This window comes from Pseudomonas sp. Z1-12, assembly GCF_051132015.1.
Classification (GTDB): Bacteria; Pseudomonadota; Gammaproteobacteria; order Pseudomonadales; family Pseudomonadaceae; genus Aquipseudomonas; species Aquipseudomonas zanjanensis.
The window spans coordinates 2,963,442-2,982,657 of record NZ_CP071647.1 but is presented as its reverse complement, the minus strand read 5'-3'; the positions used below and the strand labels follow the sequence as shown (position 1 = coordinate 2,982,657).

The window sequence follows — 19,216 nt, the reverse complement described above, 5'->3', positions numbered from 1 at the left end:
GGAAATGGACTTATTCGCTTGAAAACTGATCCCACTACTTGAGGATTGTCCCGAACGGTGCCCAACGGTACCGTTCCAAGGATTTCAAGAGAGCGTGAATACCGTTGCCCCGGCGGGGCAAAAATTGCGCATCATAGGCGCCGTCCGCTCAAGGGAGATTTACATGCGTGCCATTTCATCCGTCATGGGTCTTGTCGTGCTGTCGCTGGGCCTGGCGTTCACCACCAGCGCCACGGCCACCGAAGAGACGCAACTGGTCGAGTCCATCAACCTTTACCGCAGCCAATCCCAAAGCTGTGCCGGCCAGGCCTCGTTGGAGCTGCCCCCGCTGGCGATGGACTCCCGGCTGATCCTGTCGGCCAATGGCATCGGCGACCTGCAACAGGCGCTGGCGCGGGCGGCCTATCCCATGGTCAACGTACAAGCCATCAGCCTGTCCGGGCCGCGCGATGCGCAATCGGCCATGAAAGCCGTGCAGGAAAGCTTCTGCCAGGTGGTGCTCGACCCACAGTTCGTCGACATCGGCGTCAGCCGCCTGGATCGCGAATGGCGCATCGTGCTGGCGCGCCCGTTGCTGTCGGCGCGCCTGGGTGATTGGCAAGCGGAGGGCCAGAAACTGCTGAAGCTGATCAACAGCGCCCGCGCCCAGCCGCGTCGCTGCGGCACCGAAGCCTTCGCCGCTACAACGCCGCTGGCCTGGAACGCCACCCTGGCCCTGGCCGCCGTCACGCACACCCGGGCCATGGCCAACAACAACTTCTTCGACCACAAGGACCGGGACAATCGCACGCCGGGCGACCGCGCCGAACTGGCGGGCTACCTGGGCCAATTGATCGGCGAGAACATTGCCGCCGGCCAAGACACCGCGCTCAAGGTGGTGGATGGCTGGTTGGCGAGCCCAGGGCACTGCGCCAACCTGATGAACCCGCAGTTCCGCGAATTGGGCGCCGGGTATGCGACCGATCCGAAAAGCGATGCGGGGATCTATTGGACGGCGATGTTTGGCACGCCGCAGTAGCGGAGCCATCGCGAGCAAGCTCGCTCCCACAGGGGGATTTTTGGCGGCCATGCAATCAAGTCCCACCGCCAGCCAGTGTGGGAGCGAGCCTGCTCGCGAAGCGGCGGCATATTCAACATCGATGCAGTCTGAACCACCGTTTTCGCGAGCAGGCTCGCTCCCACAGGGGATTGGTGGTGTTCATGAATAATGTGTCCAACGCCCCTCCCCCTGTGGGAGCGAGCTTGCTCGCGATAGCCAGTGCCCGAACAACCTCAGCGCCCATGGCTGACCTCATCCTGCCGCAGCACCTGCCGCACATGCCCCATGAACTGGCTCAACGAGGGTGATGGGGCCACCGGCTTGCGCTGCAACAGGCCGATCGAGCGTTTCGCCGGCTGGTCGATGGCAGTGACCATGCACTGCTCGCCAATATTGAACACGGCCGTGCAACTGGCCGGCAGCAGGGAGAATCCCAATCCTTCGCGCACCAACGCCGTGGCGGTGCTCATGTGCGCGACCTCCCAGGCCGGAACCGCATCGACGTTCAGATAGCGCAACGCAGCGTCAGCCAGGGGACGGATGCTGGTGTCGGGCGTAAGCGCGATGTAGGGCTGGCGCTTCCAGTCGTCCAGGCCTTCGCGCAGGTGATCCTTGTGGCTCAATAGCACAAGGTTGTCATCCAGCAGTCGCTCGAAACTCAATCCGGAAAGATCGTCAGGCAGCGAACTGATGCCGGCGTCCACCTCGCCTCGCTGCACCCAGCCCATGATTTCCCCCGCGCGGCCATCCAGCAAGCTCACCGTCACGCCCGGGTTCTCACGCTGGAAAGCAGCAATGGCGATCGGCAGGAACGATGCGGCGGCGGTAGGCAGGGCCGCCAGCCGGAGCGTACCCCGGCTCAGGTTGAGGGTGTCACGAGCATCGCGTACGGCATCGTCCATGTCCCGGAGCATGCGCCGGGCCTGGGGCAAGAAGTGCTCACCGGCGGGCGTCAGTTCGACGCTGCGGGTGTTACGCGCGAGCAGTTGCAAGCCCATGCTCTCTTCCAATTTGCGAATGCTGTAGCTCAACGCCGGTTGGGACAGGTGCAGTTGTTCTGCCGTGCGGGTAAAGCTCGACGTCTCGGCGATCAGGATGAAGGCACGAAGCTGACGAAAAGAAACGTTCATGACCCACTCATAAAATTACTGAATCAATTGATTCTATCTTTAAAATTCACAGAATAATCCAGTCCCTCCACTATGGAGCCACCCTTCAGTGGAACTCGGACATGACAAAAACAATTCTCGTCGGGTGTGGCGCCGGTTTCGCCAATGATCGACCCGACGCCGCCCTGCGCCTGGCCCGGGACCTGGCGCAACGCAGCGGCCAGCGCTACATCATGCTGGAGCTACTGGCTGAGCGGACCCTGGCCGAGGCCCAGCTACGCAAACGACTTGATCCAGAGACAGGCTACTCCGCCCGCCTGTTCGATTTCCTCGAACCCATGCTCGACCTGTGCATCGAGGCCGGCATCCCGATCATCACCAACGGCGGCGCCGCCAATCCCCGGGCGGCCGCGCGACGGCTGCGACACGGGTTGGCGGGTCGCTTCCCTGAGCTGAAAATCGCCTGTGTACTGGGCGATGACCTGTTGGAAGAAACGCCTCCCCGCTACGAACGATGGTTGTCATCGGCCCCCTTGGAGCACCCCGTTTCGGTGAACGTCTACACCGGGGCCGACGGTATTGCCCAAGCGTTGGCCGAGGGCGCCGGGATCGTGCTGTGTGGCCGGGTCGCGGATCCGTCGCTGGCGGTGGGGGCGATCCGCCATGGGCTGGGTTGGGCGGCTGACGATTGGCAGAAAATGGCCGTCGCCACCACGGCCGGGCATCTGCTGGAATGTTGCACCCAGGTCACTGGCGGCTACTTTGCCCATCCTGGGGTGAAGGACATTCCGGACCCGGCCAATCTCGGTTGTCCGATAGCCGAGGTTCATCAGGACGGCCGCCTGATCATCGGCAAGACTCGCAAAAGCGGTGGCCGGGTCAGCGAACAGACCGTCAAGGAACAACTCCTCTACGAAGTACATGACCCTCGACGCTATCTCACGCCGGACGTGGTGCTGGACCTGGGCCAGGCTCGCGTAGAGGATCTGGGCGAGGACCGTGTCGAGATCAGCGGCCTGCTTGGCCATCCGCGTCCCTACACGCTCAAGGGCTTGGCGGGGGTGCGCGGCCTGTGGTTCGGCGAGGCGGAAATCTCCTACGCAGGCCCCGGTGCCGTGGCGCGTGCCGCACTGGCGCGGGAGATCCTGCTGCAACGTTTTGACCAATTGGCACCGGGAATACAGCCCTGGATCGACCTGTCCGGAGTTGCCAGCCTTTTCAACGACCAGGGCGGTCGTTATCTGCAAAAGCAACTGGCCCAGGCGCCCTCCCTGGAGGATGTGCGCGTGCGCATCGGCTTGACCCACACCGACCGATTGCTGGTGGAAGCGCTGCTGGCAGAGGTTGAGTCGCTCTATACCAACGGGCCCGCGGGCGGCGGTGGCGTGCGCCGGCACCTCGCCGAGACCGTCACCACTCGCAGCTTCCTGCTGCCGCGAAATGAAATCCACACAACCCTGGAGTGGTATTGATGAACCTGGTCACCCTCGCTGACTATGCCCATGCCCGTGCTGGCGACAAAGGCAACATTCTCAGCATCGCACTGTTTCCCAACGATCCTGCCCACTACCCCTGGCTGCTACGGGAACTGACCTGCGCCCGGGTGGCCGAGCAATTCGCGACGCGCCAGCCCACCAAGGTGCATCGCTATGAGCTGCCGAACCTGAACGCATTGAATTTCGTACTTGAGGACGCCCTGGAGGGTGGAGTGAACCGCAGTTGCGGTCTTGACCGCCACGGGAAAAGCCTGAGTTACCTGCTGCTGGCCTTGCGTTTGCCAGGCCCGCAAGGCTGACCGAGCCACCGCCCGCGCACCATCCGACAACAATAAAAAGAGAGGCTGCAACATGATTACAACCCTGGGTTTCCTGATGATGTTCGCCATCATCGGCTTGATATTGCTGCGCAGGATCAGTCCGGTTGTGGCGTTCACCACCCTTCCCGTGGTCGTTTGCCTGCTGGCCGGTTTCAATCTCGGACAGATCGGCGAGTTCATCAAGTCCGGCCTGATTACAGTGGCCCCGACCGCCGCACTGTTTCTGTTCGCCATCCTGTTTTTCGGCATCATGCGTGACCGCGGACTGTTCGATCCGTTGGTCAATCTGCTGATCCGCAGCACGGGCGGCAAGCCGTTGGCCGTGGCGTTGGTAACGGTATTGGTGACGTCGGTGGTTCATCTCGACGGCGTCGGCGCCGCCACGTTCTTGCTGACCATTCCGGCCCTGCTGCCCTTGTACAAACGCCTGAACATGAGCCCAGCGATGCTGTTGTGCCTGGTCGGCACTACCGCCGGTGTCATTAACATGGTTCCTTGGGGCGGCACGACCGCACGGGCCGCCGCGGTGTCGGGGCTGGATGCCACGCAGTTGTGGCTAGGCTTGCTGCCGGTGCAGATGGTGGGCCTGGCGTGCATGCTGCTGGTCGCGACCGTATTGGGCCTGCGCGCCCAGCGTCGCCAACCGATGTCCCTCGGGGCGGCGGCGACGTGCGACCTCGACGGCCTGCAACCTCAGGACCGGGAATTCAGCCTCTCGCCCCGGGAGCTGCGCTACTGGCTGAACGTGGCGCTGACCGCTGGGATCCTGGTGTGCCTGTTCACCGGTATTTTCCCCCTGTACGCCTGTTTCATGGTGGGCCTGGGCATCGCCCTGCCCTTGAACTTCCCGTCCCTGGACGCCCAGGCCGAACGCCTCAAGGCCCATGCCGCCGACGCGCTGCAAATGGTCCTGGTGATGATGGCCGCTGCCGTCCTGTTGGGCGTGCTCTCCGGCGCGAAGATGTCCGACGGCATGGCCTTGGCACTGATCGATATCCTGCCGGCGGGATCCGCCCAATACCTGCACGTGATCGTCGGTTTCTTCGGCGTGCCCCTGGGCATGATCTTTTCACCGGACGCCTATTATTTCGCCCTGCTTCCGGTGATCAAGGACGTGGCCGCCGCCGCGGGTGTTCCTCTCGAAGCCGTGGCCCGGGCCATGCTGATCGGGGAGAACACCGGCTTTTCCATCAGCCCGGTGGTGCCCAGCGTCTATCTAGCGCTGGCGTTGTCCGGGGTGGAGCTGCGCAAGCACATCACCTATACGTTCTTCTGGGCCTGGGGCGTCAGTCTGGTGATGCTTGCCTTTGCCGTGGCAACCGGCGCGGTACAGGTATAACGCTCAAGGGCGGGCTTCAATGCGCATCGAAGATCAGCGAACGATGCACCCCGGAGCCCGCCCTCACCCCATCGCCGACCGCCAACGCGACCGAGCCGAACGGCATCGCCGCATCGCCACAGACAAAAACACCCGGGACGCTGGTTGCACGCGTCATCGGGTCGGCCTGGATGAACGCCCCGAGCGGGCCGTCTTCAAAAACACAGCCCAAGGACGCCGCGAGTGAACCGGCCACCTGGATGCGCGGCAAGACAAACAAGCCGTCAATGGCGATCACCCGTCCGTCCGCCAGCACCACGTCGGCCCGGTCGCCTTCAATACGTTCGACACGCTCCGGCACCAGGGTTACGCCGCGTCGGGCCAGGCTGTCCTGTTGCTCAAGGTCGGGCTCGAACACGCCATTGGTGAAGAACGTCGTCGGGCCCCAGTCGGGCAGCATCAAGGCATGGTGGAGCGACATCGGCGAGGTCGCCAACACCCCGATGGGACCTTGTTCCAATTCATAGCCGTGGCAATACGGGCAATGGAAGACGCTTTTGCCCCAGCGCTGCGCCAGCCCTTCCACGTCGGGCAACTCATCGATGACCCCGGTGGCCAACAACAGGCGCTGGGTGCTGTAGCGTTGCCCGTCATGGGTCTCGACGATGAAGCCGCCCGCCTCCTGGCTGGCCTTGCTCGCGGTACCCGATACCCACTCCACCGTCGGGTAGGCCAACAGCTGGCGGCGGGCATCATCGGCAATGTCTCCGGGGGCGCGGCCATCCTGTCCGAGAAAACCATGGGCGCTGGCCGCGTACCGGTTGCGCCGCTGGCCGGCATCGATGACCAGCACTTTGCGGCGGGCACGGGCCAGTTGCAGGGCTGCGGACATACCGGCGTAGCTGCCGCCCGCAATGATGACGTCGTAGTGCATGATCAATCTCCTGGGGTGGTCTGGCGGAATTGATAAACTCTCGACACATCGTAAGTTCCTTGAAAAGCGCCTGTCAACGATCTCGTAACTTTTGCGATTACAGGCGATACTCAGGCCGGTCTTCGCCACGGAACGCTGCAACGCTCATGAGAACCGACACCCGCCTGTCCCGCATGCTCCACGTATTGATCCACATGGACCGTCACCAACAATCGGCCACGTCCGACACCCTCGCGCAGATGCTGGGCACCAACCCGGTGGTGGTGCGCCGGACCATGGCGCTGCTCAAGGAACGGGGGTATGTCACGTCGGAAAAAGGCCATCGTGGCGGCTGGACCTTGAGCAAGCCGCTGTCGGAGATGACCTTGCTGGACATCCACCAAGCCTTGGGCAGCACGTCGATCTTCGCCATTGGCCTGTCCACCGATCATCCGCAATGCCTGGTGGAACAGGCGGTGAATGGCGCGCTGACGGATGCGTTCGATGAGGCCCAGGCGTTGCTGCTCAAGCGTTTGGGAGCAATTACCCTGGCGCAGTTGGCGGAGGATTTTGACGCGCGGTTTCGACAGGTGTGCGCAGAGGATGGGGCTGACCCTTCGCAGATGGGGCACTGATGTTGACAGGCCCGCCGCTATCGCGAGCAAGCTCGCTCCCACAGGGTTCAGCCTTGACCACAAGCCGTCCATTCGCCGCGAATCCCTTGTGGGAGCGAGCTTGCTCGCGATAGCGGCAGCACATCCAACATCATCATTCAGATAAACCGCATTCGCGAGCAAGCCCGCTCCCACAGGGGTTAACCGAGCGCCCAATAAAAACGCCGCTCATTTGAGCGGCGTTTCTTGTACTACTTCAGACAGCGTCCGGCTTACAGCGCCATGTCGGCCGCTGGATTGGCTTGCGGGGCAGCGCCCGGCTTGGCCGGTGCCACGGTAATGCCAGGCTTGCCGATCACCGGCGGTGTGTCCAGTTGCAGGACCTCGCTGGTGTACGCCCATTCCTGGGCTACGCGCTCAGGACTATCGTTGAGCTTGGTGCCGTAGCTTGGCACGATCTGGCGCAGTTTTTCCTGCCAGGCCGGGCTGGCGACCTTGTCCTTGAAGACCTTCTCAAGCACGTTCAGCATGATCGGTGCGGCAGTCGAGGCGCCTGGCGAGGCACCCAGCAGGCCGGCGATGCTGCCGTCCTGGGAGGCAACCACTTCGGTGCCGAGTTTCAGCACGCCGCCCTTCTCTTCGTCACGCTTGATGATCTGCACGCGCTGGCCCGCCTGCCACAGGCGCCAGTCTTCCTGCTTGGCGTCCGGGAAGTACTCTTTCAGCGCGTTGAAGCGGTCTTCGTCCGACAGCATCAGCTGGCCGGCCAGGTATTCGACCAGTGGGTACTGTTCGATACCGACCTTGGTCATCGGCCACACGTTGTGACTGGTGGTGCTGGTCAGCAGGTCGAAGTACGAACCGTTCTTCAGGAACTTGGTGGAGAACGTTGCGAACGGGCCAAACAGGATCACGCGCTTGCCGTCGAGCACACGGGTGTCCAAGTGCGGAACCGACATCGGCGGTGCGCCCACCGAAGCCTTGCCATACGCCTTCGCCAGGTGCAACTGGGCGACGGTCGGGTTTTCGGTGACCAGGAACGAACCACCTACCGGGAAACCGGCGTATTCACGCGCTTCCGGGATGTCGGACTTCTGCAGCAGGTGCAACGCACCGCCGCCAGCGCCGATGAACACGAACTTGGCGTCGGTCTCGGTTTCGGTACCGTCTTTCAGGTTCGTGTACGAAACGCGCCAGGTGCCATCTTCGTTGCGGGTGATTTCTTCCACTTCGCTGGACAGCTTGAGGGAGAAGTTCGGCTTGGTTTGCAGGTAAGTCGCGAATTGGCGGGTGATTTCGCCGAAGTTCACGTCAGTACCCAACGGGCTCCAGGTGGCCGCGACTTTCTGGCTCGGGTCACGCCCTTGCATCATCAGCGGAACCCACTTGCTGATCTGCGCAGGGTCTTCGGAATACTGCATGCCGGCGAACAACGGGCTGGCCTGGAGCGCTTCGTAGCGCTTCTTCAGGAACGCGATGTTGTCATCACCCCAGACGAAGCTCATGTGCGGCGTGGAGTTAATGAACGAGCGCGGGTTCTTCAGCACACCGTTCTTGACCTGCCAGGACCAGAACTGACGGGAGATCTGGAACGCTTCGTTGATCTCGATGGCCTTGACGATCTCGACCTTGCCGTTCTTGTCTTCCGGCGTGTAGTTCAGCTCGGCCAGTGCAGAGTGACCCGTACCGGCATTGTTCCAACCGTTGGAACTCTCTTCGGCAACACCGTCCAGGCGCTCGACCATTTCCATGGTCCAGCCCGGCTCCAGCTCATTGAGCCAGACGCCGAGAGTCGAGCTCATGATGCCCCCACCAATGAGCAAGACATCCACTTTTTTTGGCTCGGCGGCGTGCGTGGTCGCAAGACCCATCGCCATCGCCAGGCCCAGTAGCGCCGTGTGTGTTTTCTTCAACATGTGTGTATCCCTAGGATGAACGCCATTCCGTCCACCGGTCCTGATCAAGGATAGATCACATCCACGGCCAGCAAATGCTGGGGGATGGATCGAGACGGACTGGAGGATGGACCTACAGGGCCGAGCATATTTGTCGGCCTCTCGTTTATGTCTCTCCGGCGCTGACTTCTTGTAGGTCTTGGCTTCAGCTGGGTGAGGGACGCTGCAAACGGTGTTCATCGGGCCTGGCGTGGCCGTGCCCGATTGTCGCAGCGGGGGGAGTTTACATAAGGAAATAAACAGACCGAAGCGCATTTTTACATTCTTGGCAAAAACGCCGACCAAATGACGGCATTTTAATGGCCTTGATCGACAGTGAGCCTGGATTCAAGCCTCTTTGGCCCGATGCAGACCTCCTGTGGGAGCGAGCTTGCTCGCGATGAGGCCGGGACATTCAAGATTGATGTTGATTGATCGGCCTCTAATCGCGAGCAAGCTCGCTCCACAGGGATGGGCGGGGTCTGCAGGTTTGGGCGCTAACCGAGGATCTGACTCAACACCGCCCGCAACTTGCCAGGCTTGACCGGTTTGTTGAGCAGCGGAGCATCCAGCTTGCGCAGGGCGCGGCGGCACTGGTCGCTGCGGTCGGCGGTGATGATGACCGCCGGGATTGCCTGGTGAAAATGCTCGCGCAGGTGCTTGACCACTTCACAGCCGACGACCCCATGATCCAGGTGAAAATCCGCCAGGATCAACTCCGGCGCGCGGTTTTGCAGCACGTCAAGGGCGCCCGCCTCGTCGGTGGCGGTCAACACCTCGCAACCCCATTGCCCCAACAGCGCTGCCATGCTTTGCAGGATGCTCAGTTCGTTGTCGATCACCAACAAACGCCGCCCCGGCAGTGGGTTGCCGACGACCGCCTGGGCCGGGGCCTGGGACACGGGTTGCGGTTTTTCACTGGACAGCGGCACCTCGATGCTGAACACCGAGCCCCGCCCCGGCCGCGAACGCACCTGTACCCGGTAACCGAGGATATGAGCGATGCGTTCGACGATCGCCAACCCCAGGCCCACGCCTTTGCGATCCGCCGCCCGGCCGACGTCCAGTTGGTTGAACTCAAGGAAAATCGACTCCAGGCAATCGGCCGCAATGCCCCGCCCCGTGTCCCAGACTTCCAGGCTCAGGCGCCCTCCCCGACGTCTGGCCGCCAGGAGAATGCCGCCCTGGTTGGTGTAGCGGCAGGCATTGCTCAGCAGGTTGCGCAGGATACGGCTGATCAATCGCAGGTCGGTCAGCACCGCTTCGTCGCCAAACCGCACCCGCAGCTCCAACCCGGCGGCACCGGCCACCGATTGAAACTCCGACACCAGCGGCCCCAGCAACTCATCCAGCCGATACGGCGCCAGGTCGGGCTTGACGGCGGCCTGGTCGAGCCGGGAAATGTCCAGCAGGTCAGTGAGCAGGTCTTCGGCGCCTTCGAGCGCTTGATGAGTGCGTTCCACCAGCACGTGCTCGGCGGCAGGCAACTGGCGTTCACGCAAGGTGGCGATCAGCAGGCGGGCCGCGTTGAGGGGCTGCAACAGATCATGGCTGGCGGCGGCCAGGTACTTGTCCTTGCTGCGGTTGGCGGCCTGGGCGACATCCCGGGCATCGCGCAATTGCTGCTCTATCTGCTCGCGCTGGGCAATCTGCTGCTGCAGGTTGTGGTTGGCTTCCAGCAACGCATCGGTGCGCTCGGCCACCCGTTGCTCGAGTTGGTCATTGAGTTGTTGCAGGTGTCGGCGGGCCTGTTCCAGCTCATCGAGACGGGCCGTCAGCTCCGGGTAGTGACTCTTGCGCGTCGAGTGATTGCCCAGCCCCAGCAGCCCGGCCAGGGCTTTTTGCTGCTCGTCAGAGGGCTTCGCCATAGACGACCTCGACATCCCGCTGGCTCGACTCCCGAGGATTGGTGAGGATGCACGGGTCGTGCATCGCATGTTGCGACAGGAACGGAATGTCCGACGTGCTGACACCGTGCAGGCCCAGGGTCTCGTGGAAACCGATGGTGCGCTTGAGGGCAATCAGGTGCTCCACCAGCCGGCCGCGGATCTGCCGGTGGTTGAGCCCCCGGCAATCGATGCCCAGGGTCTCGGCAATCACCTTGAAACGCTCCGGTGCCGAGTTGTAGTTGAACGCCACCACATGCTCCACCAATACCGCGTTGCACAAGCCATGGGGCAAATCGAGGAAACCGCCCAGGCTGTGGGACATCGCATGCACCGCCCCGAGGATCGCGTTGGAGAACGCCAACCCGGCCTGCATGCTGCCCAGCATGATTTTTTCCCGCAGGGCGACGTCTGCCGGGTTGGCGATCATCTGCACCAGGTTGTTGTTGATCAGGCGCATGGCTTCCAGTGCATGGGGGTCGGTCAACGGGCCGTGGCCGGTGGACACGAAGGCCTCGATGGCATGCACCAGGGCGTCGATGCCGGTACAGGCGGACAGGAACGGGTCCATGCTCAGGGTGGTTTCCGGGTCGATCAACGACACGTCCGGCACCGCCGCCTTGCTGACGATGGAAAACTTCATGCGTTCTTGCTGGTTGGAGATGATCACGAACTGCGACACGTCCGCCGACGTCCCCGCCGTGGTGGGAATCAAGATCAGTGGCGGGCTGGGCACGTGCAGGGTATCGACGCCTTCGAACTGGAGGATGTTGCGGCCGTGGGCGACGACAATGCCGATGCCTTTGCCGCAATCCATCGGGCTGCCACCGCCCACCGCAACGATGACATCGCAATGGTTTTCCCGGTACAGGTCAGCACCGAGCATCACTTCCTCGACCCGGGGATTGGGCGAGACCGCGCTGTAGATGCAGTAATCGATACCCTGGGCCTGGAGGCTGGCTTCGACGTCCGCCACCCAACCGGCGGCGATGACCCCGGGGTCGGTGACGATCAGCACTTTGCGTGCGCCGAAGGTCTTGGCGTAGTTGCCGACATTGTGCCGACAACCGGCACCGAACATGATTTCAGGGGAAACGAACTTGCGCAGCGGGCTGAGGCTCATCTTTTCAGTGACGTGGCTCATCGGTAAGCCTGTTGTTATTGTCTGGGATACCTTGAGCCTAAAGCATCCCACCGTGATTGCAATCAGACCAATGGGGTAGCCCGGCCTGAACGCCCCAGGCCGGGCCGGCACTCATCGGTTGGCGAAGTACATCGTCACTTCAAAGCCGATACGCAGGTCGGTGTACGCGGGTTTAGTCCACATGGGTCTTTCCTCTTCTTGTACCGGGCGATTCCGGCAAGGTCATTAATGCACGCCACGCTTGGGGCTCGAATGCTACTTTCGAAGCGGTGGGTGGGGTGCGTTGGTACTACTGGAGCAGCGAGCACTTGTGGCGAGGGAGCTTGCTCCCGCTGGGCTGCGCAGCAGCCCCAAAAACAGCAGCCACACAATCAATATGTGCATCAAGGAAAGGGCCGCTTCGCGGCCCAGCGGGAGCAAGCTCCCTCGCCACAGGGTCACTGCAACTGCCTTGTTATCTCCCAGGGTTAGAAGAAGCCCAGCGGATTGATGTCGTAGCTCACCAGCAGGTTCTTGGTCTGCTGGTAGTGGTCGAGCATCATCTTGTGGGTTTCACGACCCACGCCGGACTTCTTGTAGCCACCGAACGCGGCATGGGCCGGGTACAGGTGGTAGCAGTTGGTCCACACGCGACCGGCCTTGATCGCCCGGCCCATGCGGTAGGCGCGGTTGATGTCGCGGGTCCACAGGCCGGCGCCGAGGCCGAATTCGGTGTCGTTGGCGATGGCCAGGGCTTCGGCTTCGTCCTTGAAGGTAGTCACGCCCACCACCGGACCGAAGATTTCCTCCTGGAACACGCGCATTTTGTTGTGGCCCTTGAGCAGCGTCGGCTGGATGTAATAGCCGCTCGACAGATCACCCTCGAGTCGCTCGGCAGCACCGCCGGTGAGCAGCTCGGCGCCTTCTTGCTGGGCAATGTCAAGGTACGACAGGATCTTGTCGAATTGCTGCTCGGACGCCTGGGCGCCGACCATGGTCTCGGTGTCCAGCGGGTTGCCGCGCTTGATCTTGGCGATCTTTTTCATCACCTCGGCCATGAACGGCACGTAGATCGACTCTTGCACCAAGGCGCGAGATGGGCAGGTGCAGACTTCGCCCTGGTTGAAAAACGCCAGCACCAGGCCTTCAGCCGCCTTTTCGATAAAGGCCGGCTCGGCTTGCATGATGTCTTCGAAGAAGATGTTTGGCGACTTACCGCCCAGTTCCACGGTAGACGGGATGATGTTCTCGGCGGCGCACTTCATGATGTGCGAGCCCACCGGGGTGGAGCCGGTGAAGGCAATCTTGGCGATGCGCTTGCTGGTGGCCAGGGCTTCACCGGCTTCGCGGCCGAAACCATGGACGATGTTCAACACCCCGGGCGGCAGCAGGTCGGCGATCAGTTCCGCGAAGACCATGATCGACAGCGGCGTCTGTTCCGCTGGCTTGAGCACGATGCAGTTACCGGCGGCCAGGGCCGGGGCGAGTTTCCAGGCGGCCATCAGCAGCGGGAAATTCCACGGGATGATCTGCCCGACCACGCCCAGCGGCTCGTGGAAATGATAGGCGGTGGTCAGTTCGTTGATCTCGGCCGCCCCACCCTCTTGGGCGCGAATGCAGCCAGCGAAGTAACGGAAATGGTCGGCCGCCAGCGGCACGTCGGCATTGAGGGTCTCGCGCACGGCCTTGCCGTTGTCCCAGGTCTCGCTGACGGCGAGGACTTCCAGGTTCTGCTCGATGCGGTCAGCGATTTTCAGCAGCACCCGCGAGCGGTCCTGCACCGAGGTCTTGCCCCAGGCGTCGGCGGCGGCATGGGCCGCATCCAGTGCCTTGTCGATGTCGGCGGCGTTGGAGCGTGGGAATTGTGCAATGACTTCGCCGTTGACCGGGGACGTGTTGGTGAAGTACTCACCGTTGACCGGCGCGACGAATTCGCCGCCGATGAAATTGCCATAGCGCGGCTTGAAGGAAACGACGGCGCCTGGGGTTCCGGGTTGTGCGTAGATCATGATGGGGCCTCTGCCTGGTCGATGCCTGTCACGGGACAGGCGATAGGCCGATGGTAGAGAGCCCCGTGCCGTCGACGAATGCGTCATTGGCAGGGGGCTCTCTCGTTATTTGGTCGTAGGTTTTGCCGCGATCCGAGGATAAACGGAGGGCTTTTGTGGGAGCGAGCTTGCTCGCGATGGCGGCGGATCAGTCAACATCAATGCAAGATGTACTGGCCTCATCGCGAGCAAGCTCGCTCCCACAGGTTTTGCATTTACAGGGAATACGAGTTCAACTCAGCGCTTGGCGACAAGCTCTTTCGGCAACTTGAAGGTCCAGAGCATGCCGCCCTGGTTGAAGTCCTTCACGCGCTTCGCCACCTCGCCGCCCCACAGCGGCACCGCACCGCCCCAGCCGGAAACCACGGAGACGTATTGCTCACCGTCCATTTCCCATGTGATGGGCGAGCCAAGCACGCCGGAGCCGGTCTGGAATTCCCAGACTTTTTCCCCGGTCTTGGCGTTGAACGCCTGGAGGAACCCTTCAGGCGTGCCGGTGAACACCAGGTTGCCCTTGGTAGTCAGGACCCCGCCCCACAGCGGCGCGAAGTTCTTGTGGCGCCAGACTTCCTTGCCGGTCTTGGGGTCGATGGCCCGCAGCACGCCGATATAATCCTCGTTCAGCGGCTTGATGGTGAACCCGGCCCCAAGGAACGCCGCGCCTTTCTTGTAGGCGATGCCTTCGTTCCAGATGTCCATGCCCCATTCGTTGGACGGCACGTAGAACAGGCCGGTGTCCTGGTTGTAGGCCATGGGCATCCAGTTTTTCGCACCGAGGAAGGCCGGGGCGACGAACACCGAACTGCCCTTGGCTTCGCTGCCCGGTGCGCCCGGACGGCTGGCCTCGTTATAGATCGGCCGCCCGTCCTTGTCCAAGCCAGTGGCCCAGGTGATCTTGTCGACAAACGGGAAGCCGCGGATGAATTTGCCGTTGGTGCGGTCGAGCACGTAGAAGAAGCCGTTCCGGTCGGCCGTTGCCGCAGCCTTGATGTCCTTGCCGCCTTCCTTGTAGTTGAACGAAATCAGTTCATTGACGCCGTCATAGTCCCAGCCGTCGTGGGGCGTACTCTGGAAATGCCACTTGATGGTCCCGTCGTCCGGGTTCAGGGCCAGGCGCGACGACGAATAGAGGTTGTCGCCAGGCCGCAGGTGGGAATTCCAAGGGGCCGGGTTGCCGGTGCCGAACAGCAGCAGGTTGGTTTCCGGGTCGTAGTAGCCGCCCAGCCAAGGCGCCGCGCCGCCGGTTTTCCAAAGATCGCCCGACCAGGTCTTGCCCGCCTCGCCACCGGAGATACCGTTCTCGACCGCCTTGCCATCCTTGTAGACGTAACCCATGTGGCCTTCCACCGTCGGGCGGGTCCACAGCAGCTCGCCATTCTTCGGATCGTAGGCGCTGATCTGGCCGACCACGCCGAATTCGCCACCGGCCACACCGGTGATCAGCTTGCCATTCACCACCATGGGCGCGGCGCTGATGGAATAACCTTCCTTGTGGTCGGCCACCTTCTTGCTCCACACCACTTTGCCGGTGTCCTTGTTCAAGGCCACCAGCTTGGCGTCGAGGGTACCGAAGAACACCAGGTCGCCATACAGCGCCACGCCGCGGTTGATCACATCGCAGCAAGGGCGGATGTCATCGGGCAGGCGAGCATCGTACTGCCACAGTTTCTTGCCGGTGCGCGCATCCACCGCGAACACCCGCGAATAGGAACCGGTGAGGTACATCACCCCATCCTTGATCATCGGCTGGGCCTGCTGGCCGCGCTGCTTTTCGCCACCGAAGGAGAACGCCCAGACCGGGCGCAAATCCTTGATGTTATTGACATTGAGGCTGTCGAGCGGGCTGTAGCGCTGGCCCTGGACCCCCAGGCCGTTGGTCACGACCTGCTGCGGGTTTTTCGGGTCCTGGAGAATTTCCTGATCGGTCACGGCGGCCAAGGCCGAACCTGACAGCAGCATGGCACTGAGCAGCAGGCTCACGGCGAAGGGTTGGCGACGTGCGGGATGAGTCATGACGGCTACCTCTGCGGTTATTGTTATACCCGGGAAATTTTCCCGGTCTGCCACAGATTCTTGGGCTCGCGGCCCTCGCCAACAATTGCCCGCTGTGTTGAGTTTTCTAGTTCCTTGGTACACATGGAGTAAGCGGACGCCTCTGTGGCGAGGGAGCTTGCTCCCGCTGGGGCGCGCAGCGGCCCCAAAAATAGCCCAGCCAACATTGATAGCCAGGTTGACCGACAGGGGGCTGCTGCGCAGCCCAGCGGGAGCAAGCTCCCTCGCCACAGGGGTATGTGTTCAGTCAGGATCGTGGGTATCCACCCGCTTCATCCCCGCCCGCTCATAACGCGGATAAAGATGACTGACACTGCGAATCAACTCGTACCGAGTCAAGCTGATCCCCGCAAAGCGCTCGGGAATAGGGCTGCGGATCATCTCGGCCATGTCGTCGCCCCGGGTAGCACCGTCGCGCATCAGTTGGTCGAGCCAGCCCAGGTAATCACGCATCTGCGCGAAAGGCTGGGCGTCACTCGCGACCGGGCCGTGGCCAGGCACGATCTGCTTCCAGGGCAAGGCCTGCAAGGTGTCCAGGTCCTTGAGCCAGACTTCCAGACCGGGGCTGTTGGGGGTGGTCAGGGCCCGTTCGTAGAACACCAGGTCGCCGGCGAACAGCACGCCAGTGGTGTCATCCAGGATCGCCAGGTCCGCACCGGTGTGCCCGGCCAATGCCAGCAGACGCAACGAATGATCGCCCACCTTCAACGTCTCGGCCGCCAGCACTTGGGTTGGCAGTACCACCTCGGTGCCGCGCATCCAGTCGCCCACCAGCCGGTACATGTTCTCCGCCAGCGCATCACCCTGTTGTCGCAGCAGGTCGGTGGTGCCCGCCAAGGCACCGATAGGCACGTCGCTGAACGCCTGGTTGCCCAATACGTGGTCAGGGTGATGATGGGTCAGCAAGACCTGGATGACCGGCTTGTCGGTGGTCGCGGCAATGGCCTGGCGCAGCGCCTCGCCGTAGCGTTTCGACGGCCCGGTGTCGATCACCACCACGCCGGCCTCGGTGACGATGAACGCCGTATTGACGATGTTGCCGCCGTTGGCCTTGGCAAAATTCTCGGTGCTGCCTTCCAGCAGCCAGGTGCCTTCGGCGATCTGCCGGGGCTTGAGTGAATAATCGGTGGCGGACCATGCCGGCAGGCACAGGCCAAGACAGAGCAGTAACAGCCAGCGCATGGCGCGCTCCTTCTGGTCAGGGAATGGCCGCCTCGAACGCGTTGCCGCTGTTGTCGCGCAGCACCAGGCGGGTCTGTCCCGGGCCTTGGATATCGAAGCCCAGGTTGGGGTTTTCGCTGACCGCCGGGAACAGCTCCAGGCGCGCCAACACCTGGCCGTCGGCGTCCAGCAGTTGCGCGTGGTTGAGGAAAAACTCCGGAATGCCGCTCACCAGGCCGTTGTCCATTGGATGGTTGACTTGCAGGCGCAAGCGACTCGAATCCCCTCGCGGATAACGGCCGCCCAGCACCTCGCCCAAGTGTTCCTCCCAGCCCGGCTGGGTGCGCACCACGCTGGGCGCGGTGCAGCCGCCACCGGCTGCATCGATCAGGGTCGAACCGACGTGCCAGAGGCCATCGCGGGTTTGCACGGCGGCGCGCAACGGCGTGGCTTGCTCGATGCGAATACGGACCGACAGCCAAGGCAGCACCCGCTCCCCGGGTTGGAAATCGACAATTTTCGGCAAGGGGTTCAGCTCGGCCCAGGCCAGCACCCGTACGACGTCGCCGGCAAAGGCCCGGGCATCGATTTCCAGTGGCACCTGGCGCGCGTCTTCGGCAAACGGTGGCGCCAGCAGCCGCACTCGGTCGTCGAACACGAACGGCGCGTCCCCCAGCAACTGCTTGTGATAAAAGGCCCACATCACCGACGGCACCGGATCCTTCCCCGGCTCGACCGCCATCGCCAGCCACGGCAGGCACCCTAACAGCAGGCCATACGCTCGCCAGTTCATCCCTGCACTCCTATTGGTACATTTCGGGTACGTCGTAGCGCAGGCCATAGCGGGCATACATCGCCTTGAGGCTGCCGTCGCGGATCAAGCCTTCCAGCGCCTCTTCCACCGCGTAGGCCAACTGACGGTTGCTTTCGTGCACCGCCATGCCGATTTCCCAGCGTTGCTTGCCCATGTTCGGATAGGCATTCTCCGCCAGCGCCAGTTGCTGATCGGCCGCCTCATGCACCTGCCAGTCAACTTCCCCGCGCATCGCCATGACGGCGTCGACCTCTCCGGCCTGCATGGCCCCGAAAGCCTTGGCGACGCTGGGGTAATGGCGGGTCTTGGCGCTGAGCATGCCGTTGAACACCGAGGTCAGGTAGAACGACGGCACACTGTCGACCTCCACCCCGATGGGGTGTTGCTGGAACACGGCGACACTGCCCACCGACTCCAGCCGGCGACGGTCATACGCCACCTGCCAGCATTCCTGCTGATAAGGACCGAACATCACCACCTGGGCGTTTTCCAGTTCCCCGATGTCGTTGCGCCTTTGCACGTAGTCGTGATCGTACGGCACCCGCATCATCAGGTCGGCCAGTTGCCGGCCGTGCAACGGGCTGCTGCGCCAGATGTAGTCGCGCAGATCGTCGTCGAGCTTCTCGCCGGGTGGTGCCCACATCAGTTTCAGACGCACGCCCATGGCCTTGGCCAAGGCTTGCGCCAATTCAACATCGACACCCCGGGGCTGGCCCTGGTCTTCAAAACTGTAGGGCGCGAAATCCTTGTAGACCGCCACCTTCAACTCCCCGGCGGCGATCATCTGGTCGTAGCTGCGCACCTGCGCCTGCACCGCCTGGCCAAACAGCAAGAGGCTGCACATCACCCACGCGAACAGGCGCATGGCGATCACTCCTCGACGTGCACGCTGTCGAGGTAGGTGCGCACCGCCCACAAGGCCTCCTGGCTCAGGTAGTCGGCCATTTTCGGCATGTAGACCCGGCCGTCGCGCACCGCACCGTGGCGCACGCGTTCGACGAACCACTCATCGCCGGCTTCGGCGGCGTCGAGCATGCGCAGGTCCGGGGCGATCCCGCCGGACTTGGCCTCCAGGCCATGGCAGGCCGCGCAGTTCTGGTTGTAGGCCGAGGCGCCGATCTCCACGGCTTTTTCACGCTCGGGAGCATTGCGATACGGGTTCTGGGTAGCCCACCCATCGGCGTCCAACGGCAGGTTGGTGTCCTTGATCGGGGTCAGTCCCTTGGTTTCCACTGCTTGGGGCACTACGTTGCCATGGGCCCATGCGGAGCCTGCGCCGGTCAGCCCCATCCATAATGCGGTAGCGATGATGGCGTTGCGTTTTGTTGTCATTGTTATGCCCTCTGGATTGCACGCAAGACCTCTTGGCAGAGGCCGTGCCGTCATCTT

17 protein-coding genes are annotated in these 19,216 nt (G+C 62.6%); 5 read left to right on the top strand and 12 right to left on the bottom strand.

The window, feature by feature from the left end; all coding sequences use genetic code 11:
• Positions 1–163 precede the first annotated feature (163 nt).
• Entirely contained in the window at positions 164–1,018 is an 855-nt protein-coding gene (locus tag J3P85_RS12635) for a CAP domain-containing protein (RefSeq protein WP_411384802.1), read from the top strand.
• A gap of 254 nt (positions 1,019–1,272) precedes the next feature.
• Here J3P85_RS12635 and J3P85_RS12630 read toward each other — a convergent pair whose 3' ends face one another.
• The gene (locus J3P85_RS12630; protein WP_434706055.1) at positions 1,273–2,169 is read right to left on the bottom strand and encodes a LysR family transcriptional regulator; all 897 of its coding nucleotides are present in this window, start codon (positions 2,167–2,169) and stop codon (positions 1,273–1,275) included.
• A gap of 101 nt (positions 2,170–2,270) precedes the next feature.
• On the opposite strand from J3P85_RS12630, the gene J3P85_RS12625 reads away from it, so the two are divergent.
• The 3 genes from J3P85_RS12625 to J3P85_RS12615 are packed head-to-tail and all read left to right on the top strand — an operon-like array spanning position 2,271 to position 5,303.
• Entirely contained in the window at positions 2,271–3,620 is a 1,350-nt protein-coding gene (locus tag J3P85_RS12625) for an acyclic terpene utilization AtuA family protein (protein ID WP_434706054.1), read from the top strand.
• On the top strand, positions 3,620–3,943 hold the full coding sequence (locus J3P85_RS12620; protein WP_434706053.1) for an AtuA-related protein: 324 nt from the start codon (positions 3,620–3,622) through the stop codon (positions 3,941–3,943). The genes J3P85_RS12625 and J3P85_RS12620 overlap by 1 nt, the downstream gene beginning before the upstream one ends.
• A gap of 52 nt (positions 3,944–3,995) precedes the next feature.
• Positions 3,996–5,303 (top strand): CitMHS family transporter, encoded by a 1,308-nt coding sequence (locus J3P85_RS12615; protein ID WP_434706052.1) that lies wholly within the window; start codon positions 3,996–3,998, stop codon positions 5,301–5,303.
• 16 nt (positions 5,304–5,319) lie between these two features.
• Here the strand turns inward: J3P85_RS12615 and J3P85_RS12610 are convergent, their stop codons facing one another.
• Positions 5,320–6,216 carry an NAD(P)/FAD-dependent oxidoreductase gene (locus J3P85_RS12610; RefSeq protein WP_434706051.1) on the bottom strand — a complete coding sequence of 299 codons (897 nt, stop codon included), beginning with the start codon at positions 6,214–6,216 and terminating at the stop codon, positions 5,320–5,322.
• Between the two features lie 146 nt (positions 6,217–6,362).
• On the opposite strand from J3P85_RS12610, the gene J3P85_RS12605 reads away from it, so the two are divergent.
• The gene (locus J3P85_RS12605; protein ID WP_434706050.1) at positions 6,363–6,830 is read left to right on the top strand and encodes an Rrf2 family transcriptional regulator; all 468 of its coding nucleotides are present in this window, start codon (positions 6,363–6,365) and stop codon (positions 6,828–6,830) included.
• A 251-nt stretch (positions 6,831–7,081) separates the two neighbouring features.
• Here J3P85_RS12605 and mqo read toward each other — a convergent pair whose 3' ends face one another.
• The 10 genes from mqo to pedF all read right to left on the bottom strand — a co-directional run bounded on the left by mqo (position 7,082) and on the right by pedF (position 19,159).
• Complete coding sequence (gene mqo / locus J3P85_RS12600; RefSeq protein ID WP_434706049.1) at positions 7,082–8,725, bottom strand: malate dehydrogenase (quinone); 1,644 nt, start codon at positions 8,723–8,725, stop codon at positions 7,082–7,084.
• 515 nt (positions 8,726–9,240) lie between these two features.
• Positions 9,241–10,611, bottom strand: a complete 1,371-nt coding sequence (locus tag J3P85_RS12595) for a hybrid sensor histidine kinase/response regulator (RefSeq protein ID WP_411384807.1) — start codon at positions 10,609–10,611, stop codon at positions 9,241–9,243.
• Positions 10,595–11,752, bottom strand: coding sequence for an alcohol dehydrogenase-like regulatory protein ErcA (ercA, locus tag J3P85_RS12590; protein ID WP_434706362.1), 1,158 nt, complete (start codon positions 11,750–11,752; stop codon positions 10,595–10,597). The genes J3P85_RS12595 and ercA overlap by 17 nt, the downstream gene beginning before the upstream one ends.
• Before the next feature lie 132 nt (positions 11,753–11,884).
• On the bottom strand, positions 11,885–11,956 hold the full coding sequence (pqqA, locus tag J3P85_RS12585; RefSeq protein ID WP_003243383.1) for a pyrroloquinoline quinone precursor peptide PqqA: 72 nt from the start codon (positions 11,954–11,956) through the stop codon (positions 11,885–11,887).
• Between the two features lie 284 nt (positions 11,957–12,240).
• Entirely contained in the window at positions 12,241–13,761 is a 1,521-nt protein-coding gene (gene exaC, locus J3P85_RS12580; RefSeq protein WP_186731009.1) for an acetaldehyde dehydrogenase ExaC, read from the bottom strand.
• Between the two features lie 276 nt (positions 13,762–14,037).
• The gene (locus J3P85_RS12575) at positions 14,038–15,813 is read right to left on the bottom strand and encodes a PQQ-dependent methanol/ethanol family dehydrogenase (protein ID WP_434706048.1); all 1,776 of its coding nucleotides are present in this window, start codon (positions 15,811–15,813) and stop codon (positions 14,038–14,040) included.
• A gap of 282 nt (positions 15,814–16,095) precedes the next feature.
• On the bottom strand, positions 16,096–17,034 hold the full coding sequence (locus J3P85_RS12570; protein ID WP_434706047.1) for a quinoprotein relay system zinc metallohydrolase 1: 939 nt from the start codon (positions 17,032–17,034) through the stop codon (positions 16,096–16,098).
• A gap of 16 nt (positions 17,035–17,050) precedes the next feature.
• A complete protein-coding gene (locus J3P85_RS12565; protein WP_434706046.1) occupies positions 17,051–17,806 on the bottom strand; it encodes a quinoprotein dehydrogenase-associated SoxYZ-like carrier in 756 nt (251 codons plus the stop codon).
• A 10-nt stretch (positions 17,807–17,816) separates the two neighbouring features.
• Positions 17,817–18,692 carry a substrate-binding periplasmic protein gene (locus J3P85_RS12560; RefSeq protein WP_434706045.1) on the bottom strand — a complete coding sequence of 292 codons (876 nt, stop codon included), beginning with the start codon at positions 18,690–18,692 and terminating at the stop codon, positions 17,817–17,819.
• Positions 18,693–18,697: 5 nt separating this feature from the next.
• Positions 18,698–19,159, bottom strand: coding sequence for a cytochrome c-550 PedF (gene pedF / locus J3P85_RS12555; protein ID WP_434706044.1), 462 nt, complete (start codon positions 19,157–19,159; stop codon positions 18,698–18,700).
• Between the last annotated feature and the right edge of the window lie 57 nt (positions 19,160–19,216).

Excerpts from the sequence above, each read along its gene's own strand:
- J3P85_RS12635 (WP_411384802.1), top strand. The coding sequence starts at position 164 with ATGCGTGCCATTTCATCCGTCATGGGTCTTGTCGTGCTGTCGCTGGGC.
- J3P85_RS12630 (WP_434706055.1), bottom strand. The coding sequence starts at position 2,169 with ATGAACGTTTCTTTTCGTCAGCTTCGTGCCTTCATCCTGATCGCCGAG.
- J3P85_RS12625 (WP_434706054.1), top strand. The coding sequence starts at position 2,271 with ATGACAAAAACAATTCTCGTCGGGTGTGGCGCCGGTTTCGCCAATGAT.
- J3P85_RS12620 (WP_434706053.1), top strand. The coding sequence starts at position 3,620 with ATGAACCTGGTCACCCTCGCTGACTATGCCCATGCCCGTGCTGGCGAC.
- J3P85_RS12615 (WP_434706052.1), top strand. The coding sequence starts at position 3,996 with ATGATTACAACCCTGGGTTTCCTGATGATGTTCGCCATCATCGGCTTG.
- J3P85_RS12610 (WP_434706051.1), bottom strand. The coding sequence starts at position 6,216 with ATGCACTACGACGTCATCATTGCGGGCGGCAGCTACGCCGGTATGTCC.
- J3P85_RS12605 (WP_434706050.1), top strand. The coding sequence starts at position 6,363 with ATGAGAACCGACACCCGCCTGTCCCGCATGCTCCACGTATTGATCCAC.
- mqo (WP_434706049.1), bottom strand. The coding sequence starts at position 8,725 with ATGTTGAAGAAAACACACACGGCGCTACTGGGCCTGGCGATGGCGATG.
- J3P85_RS12595 (WP_411384807.1), bottom strand. The coding sequence starts at position 10,611 with ATGGCGAAGCCCTCTGACGAGCAGCAAAAAGCCCTGGCCGGGCTGCTG.
- ercA (WP_434706362.1), bottom strand. The coding sequence starts at position 11,752 with ATGAGCCTCAGCCCGCTGCGCAAGTTCGTTTCCCCTGAAATCATGTTC.
- exaC (WP_186731009.1), bottom strand. The coding sequence starts at position 13,761 with ATGATCTACGCACAACCCGGAACCCCAGGCGCCGTCGTTTCCTTCAAG.
- J3P85_RS12575 (WP_434706048.1), bottom strand. The coding sequence starts at position 15,813 with ATGACTCATCCCGCACGTCGCCAACCCTTCGCCGTGAGCCTGCTGCTC.
- J3P85_RS12570 (WP_434706047.1), bottom strand. The coding sequence starts at position 17,034 with ATGCGCTGGCTGTTACTGCTCTGTCTTGGCCTGTGCCTGCCGGCATGG.
- J3P85_RS12565 (WP_434706046.1), bottom strand. The coding sequence starts at position 17,806 with ATGAACTGGCGAGCGTATGGCCTGCTGTTAGGGTGCCTGCCGTGGCTG.
- J3P85_RS12560 (WP_434706045.1), bottom strand. The coding sequence starts at position 18,692 with ATGCGCCTGTTCGCGTGGGTGATGTGCAGCCTCTTGCTGTTTGGCCAG.
- pedF (WP_434706044.1), bottom strand. The coding sequence starts at position 19,159 with ATGACAACAAAACGCAACGCCATCATCGCTACCGCATTATGGATGGGG.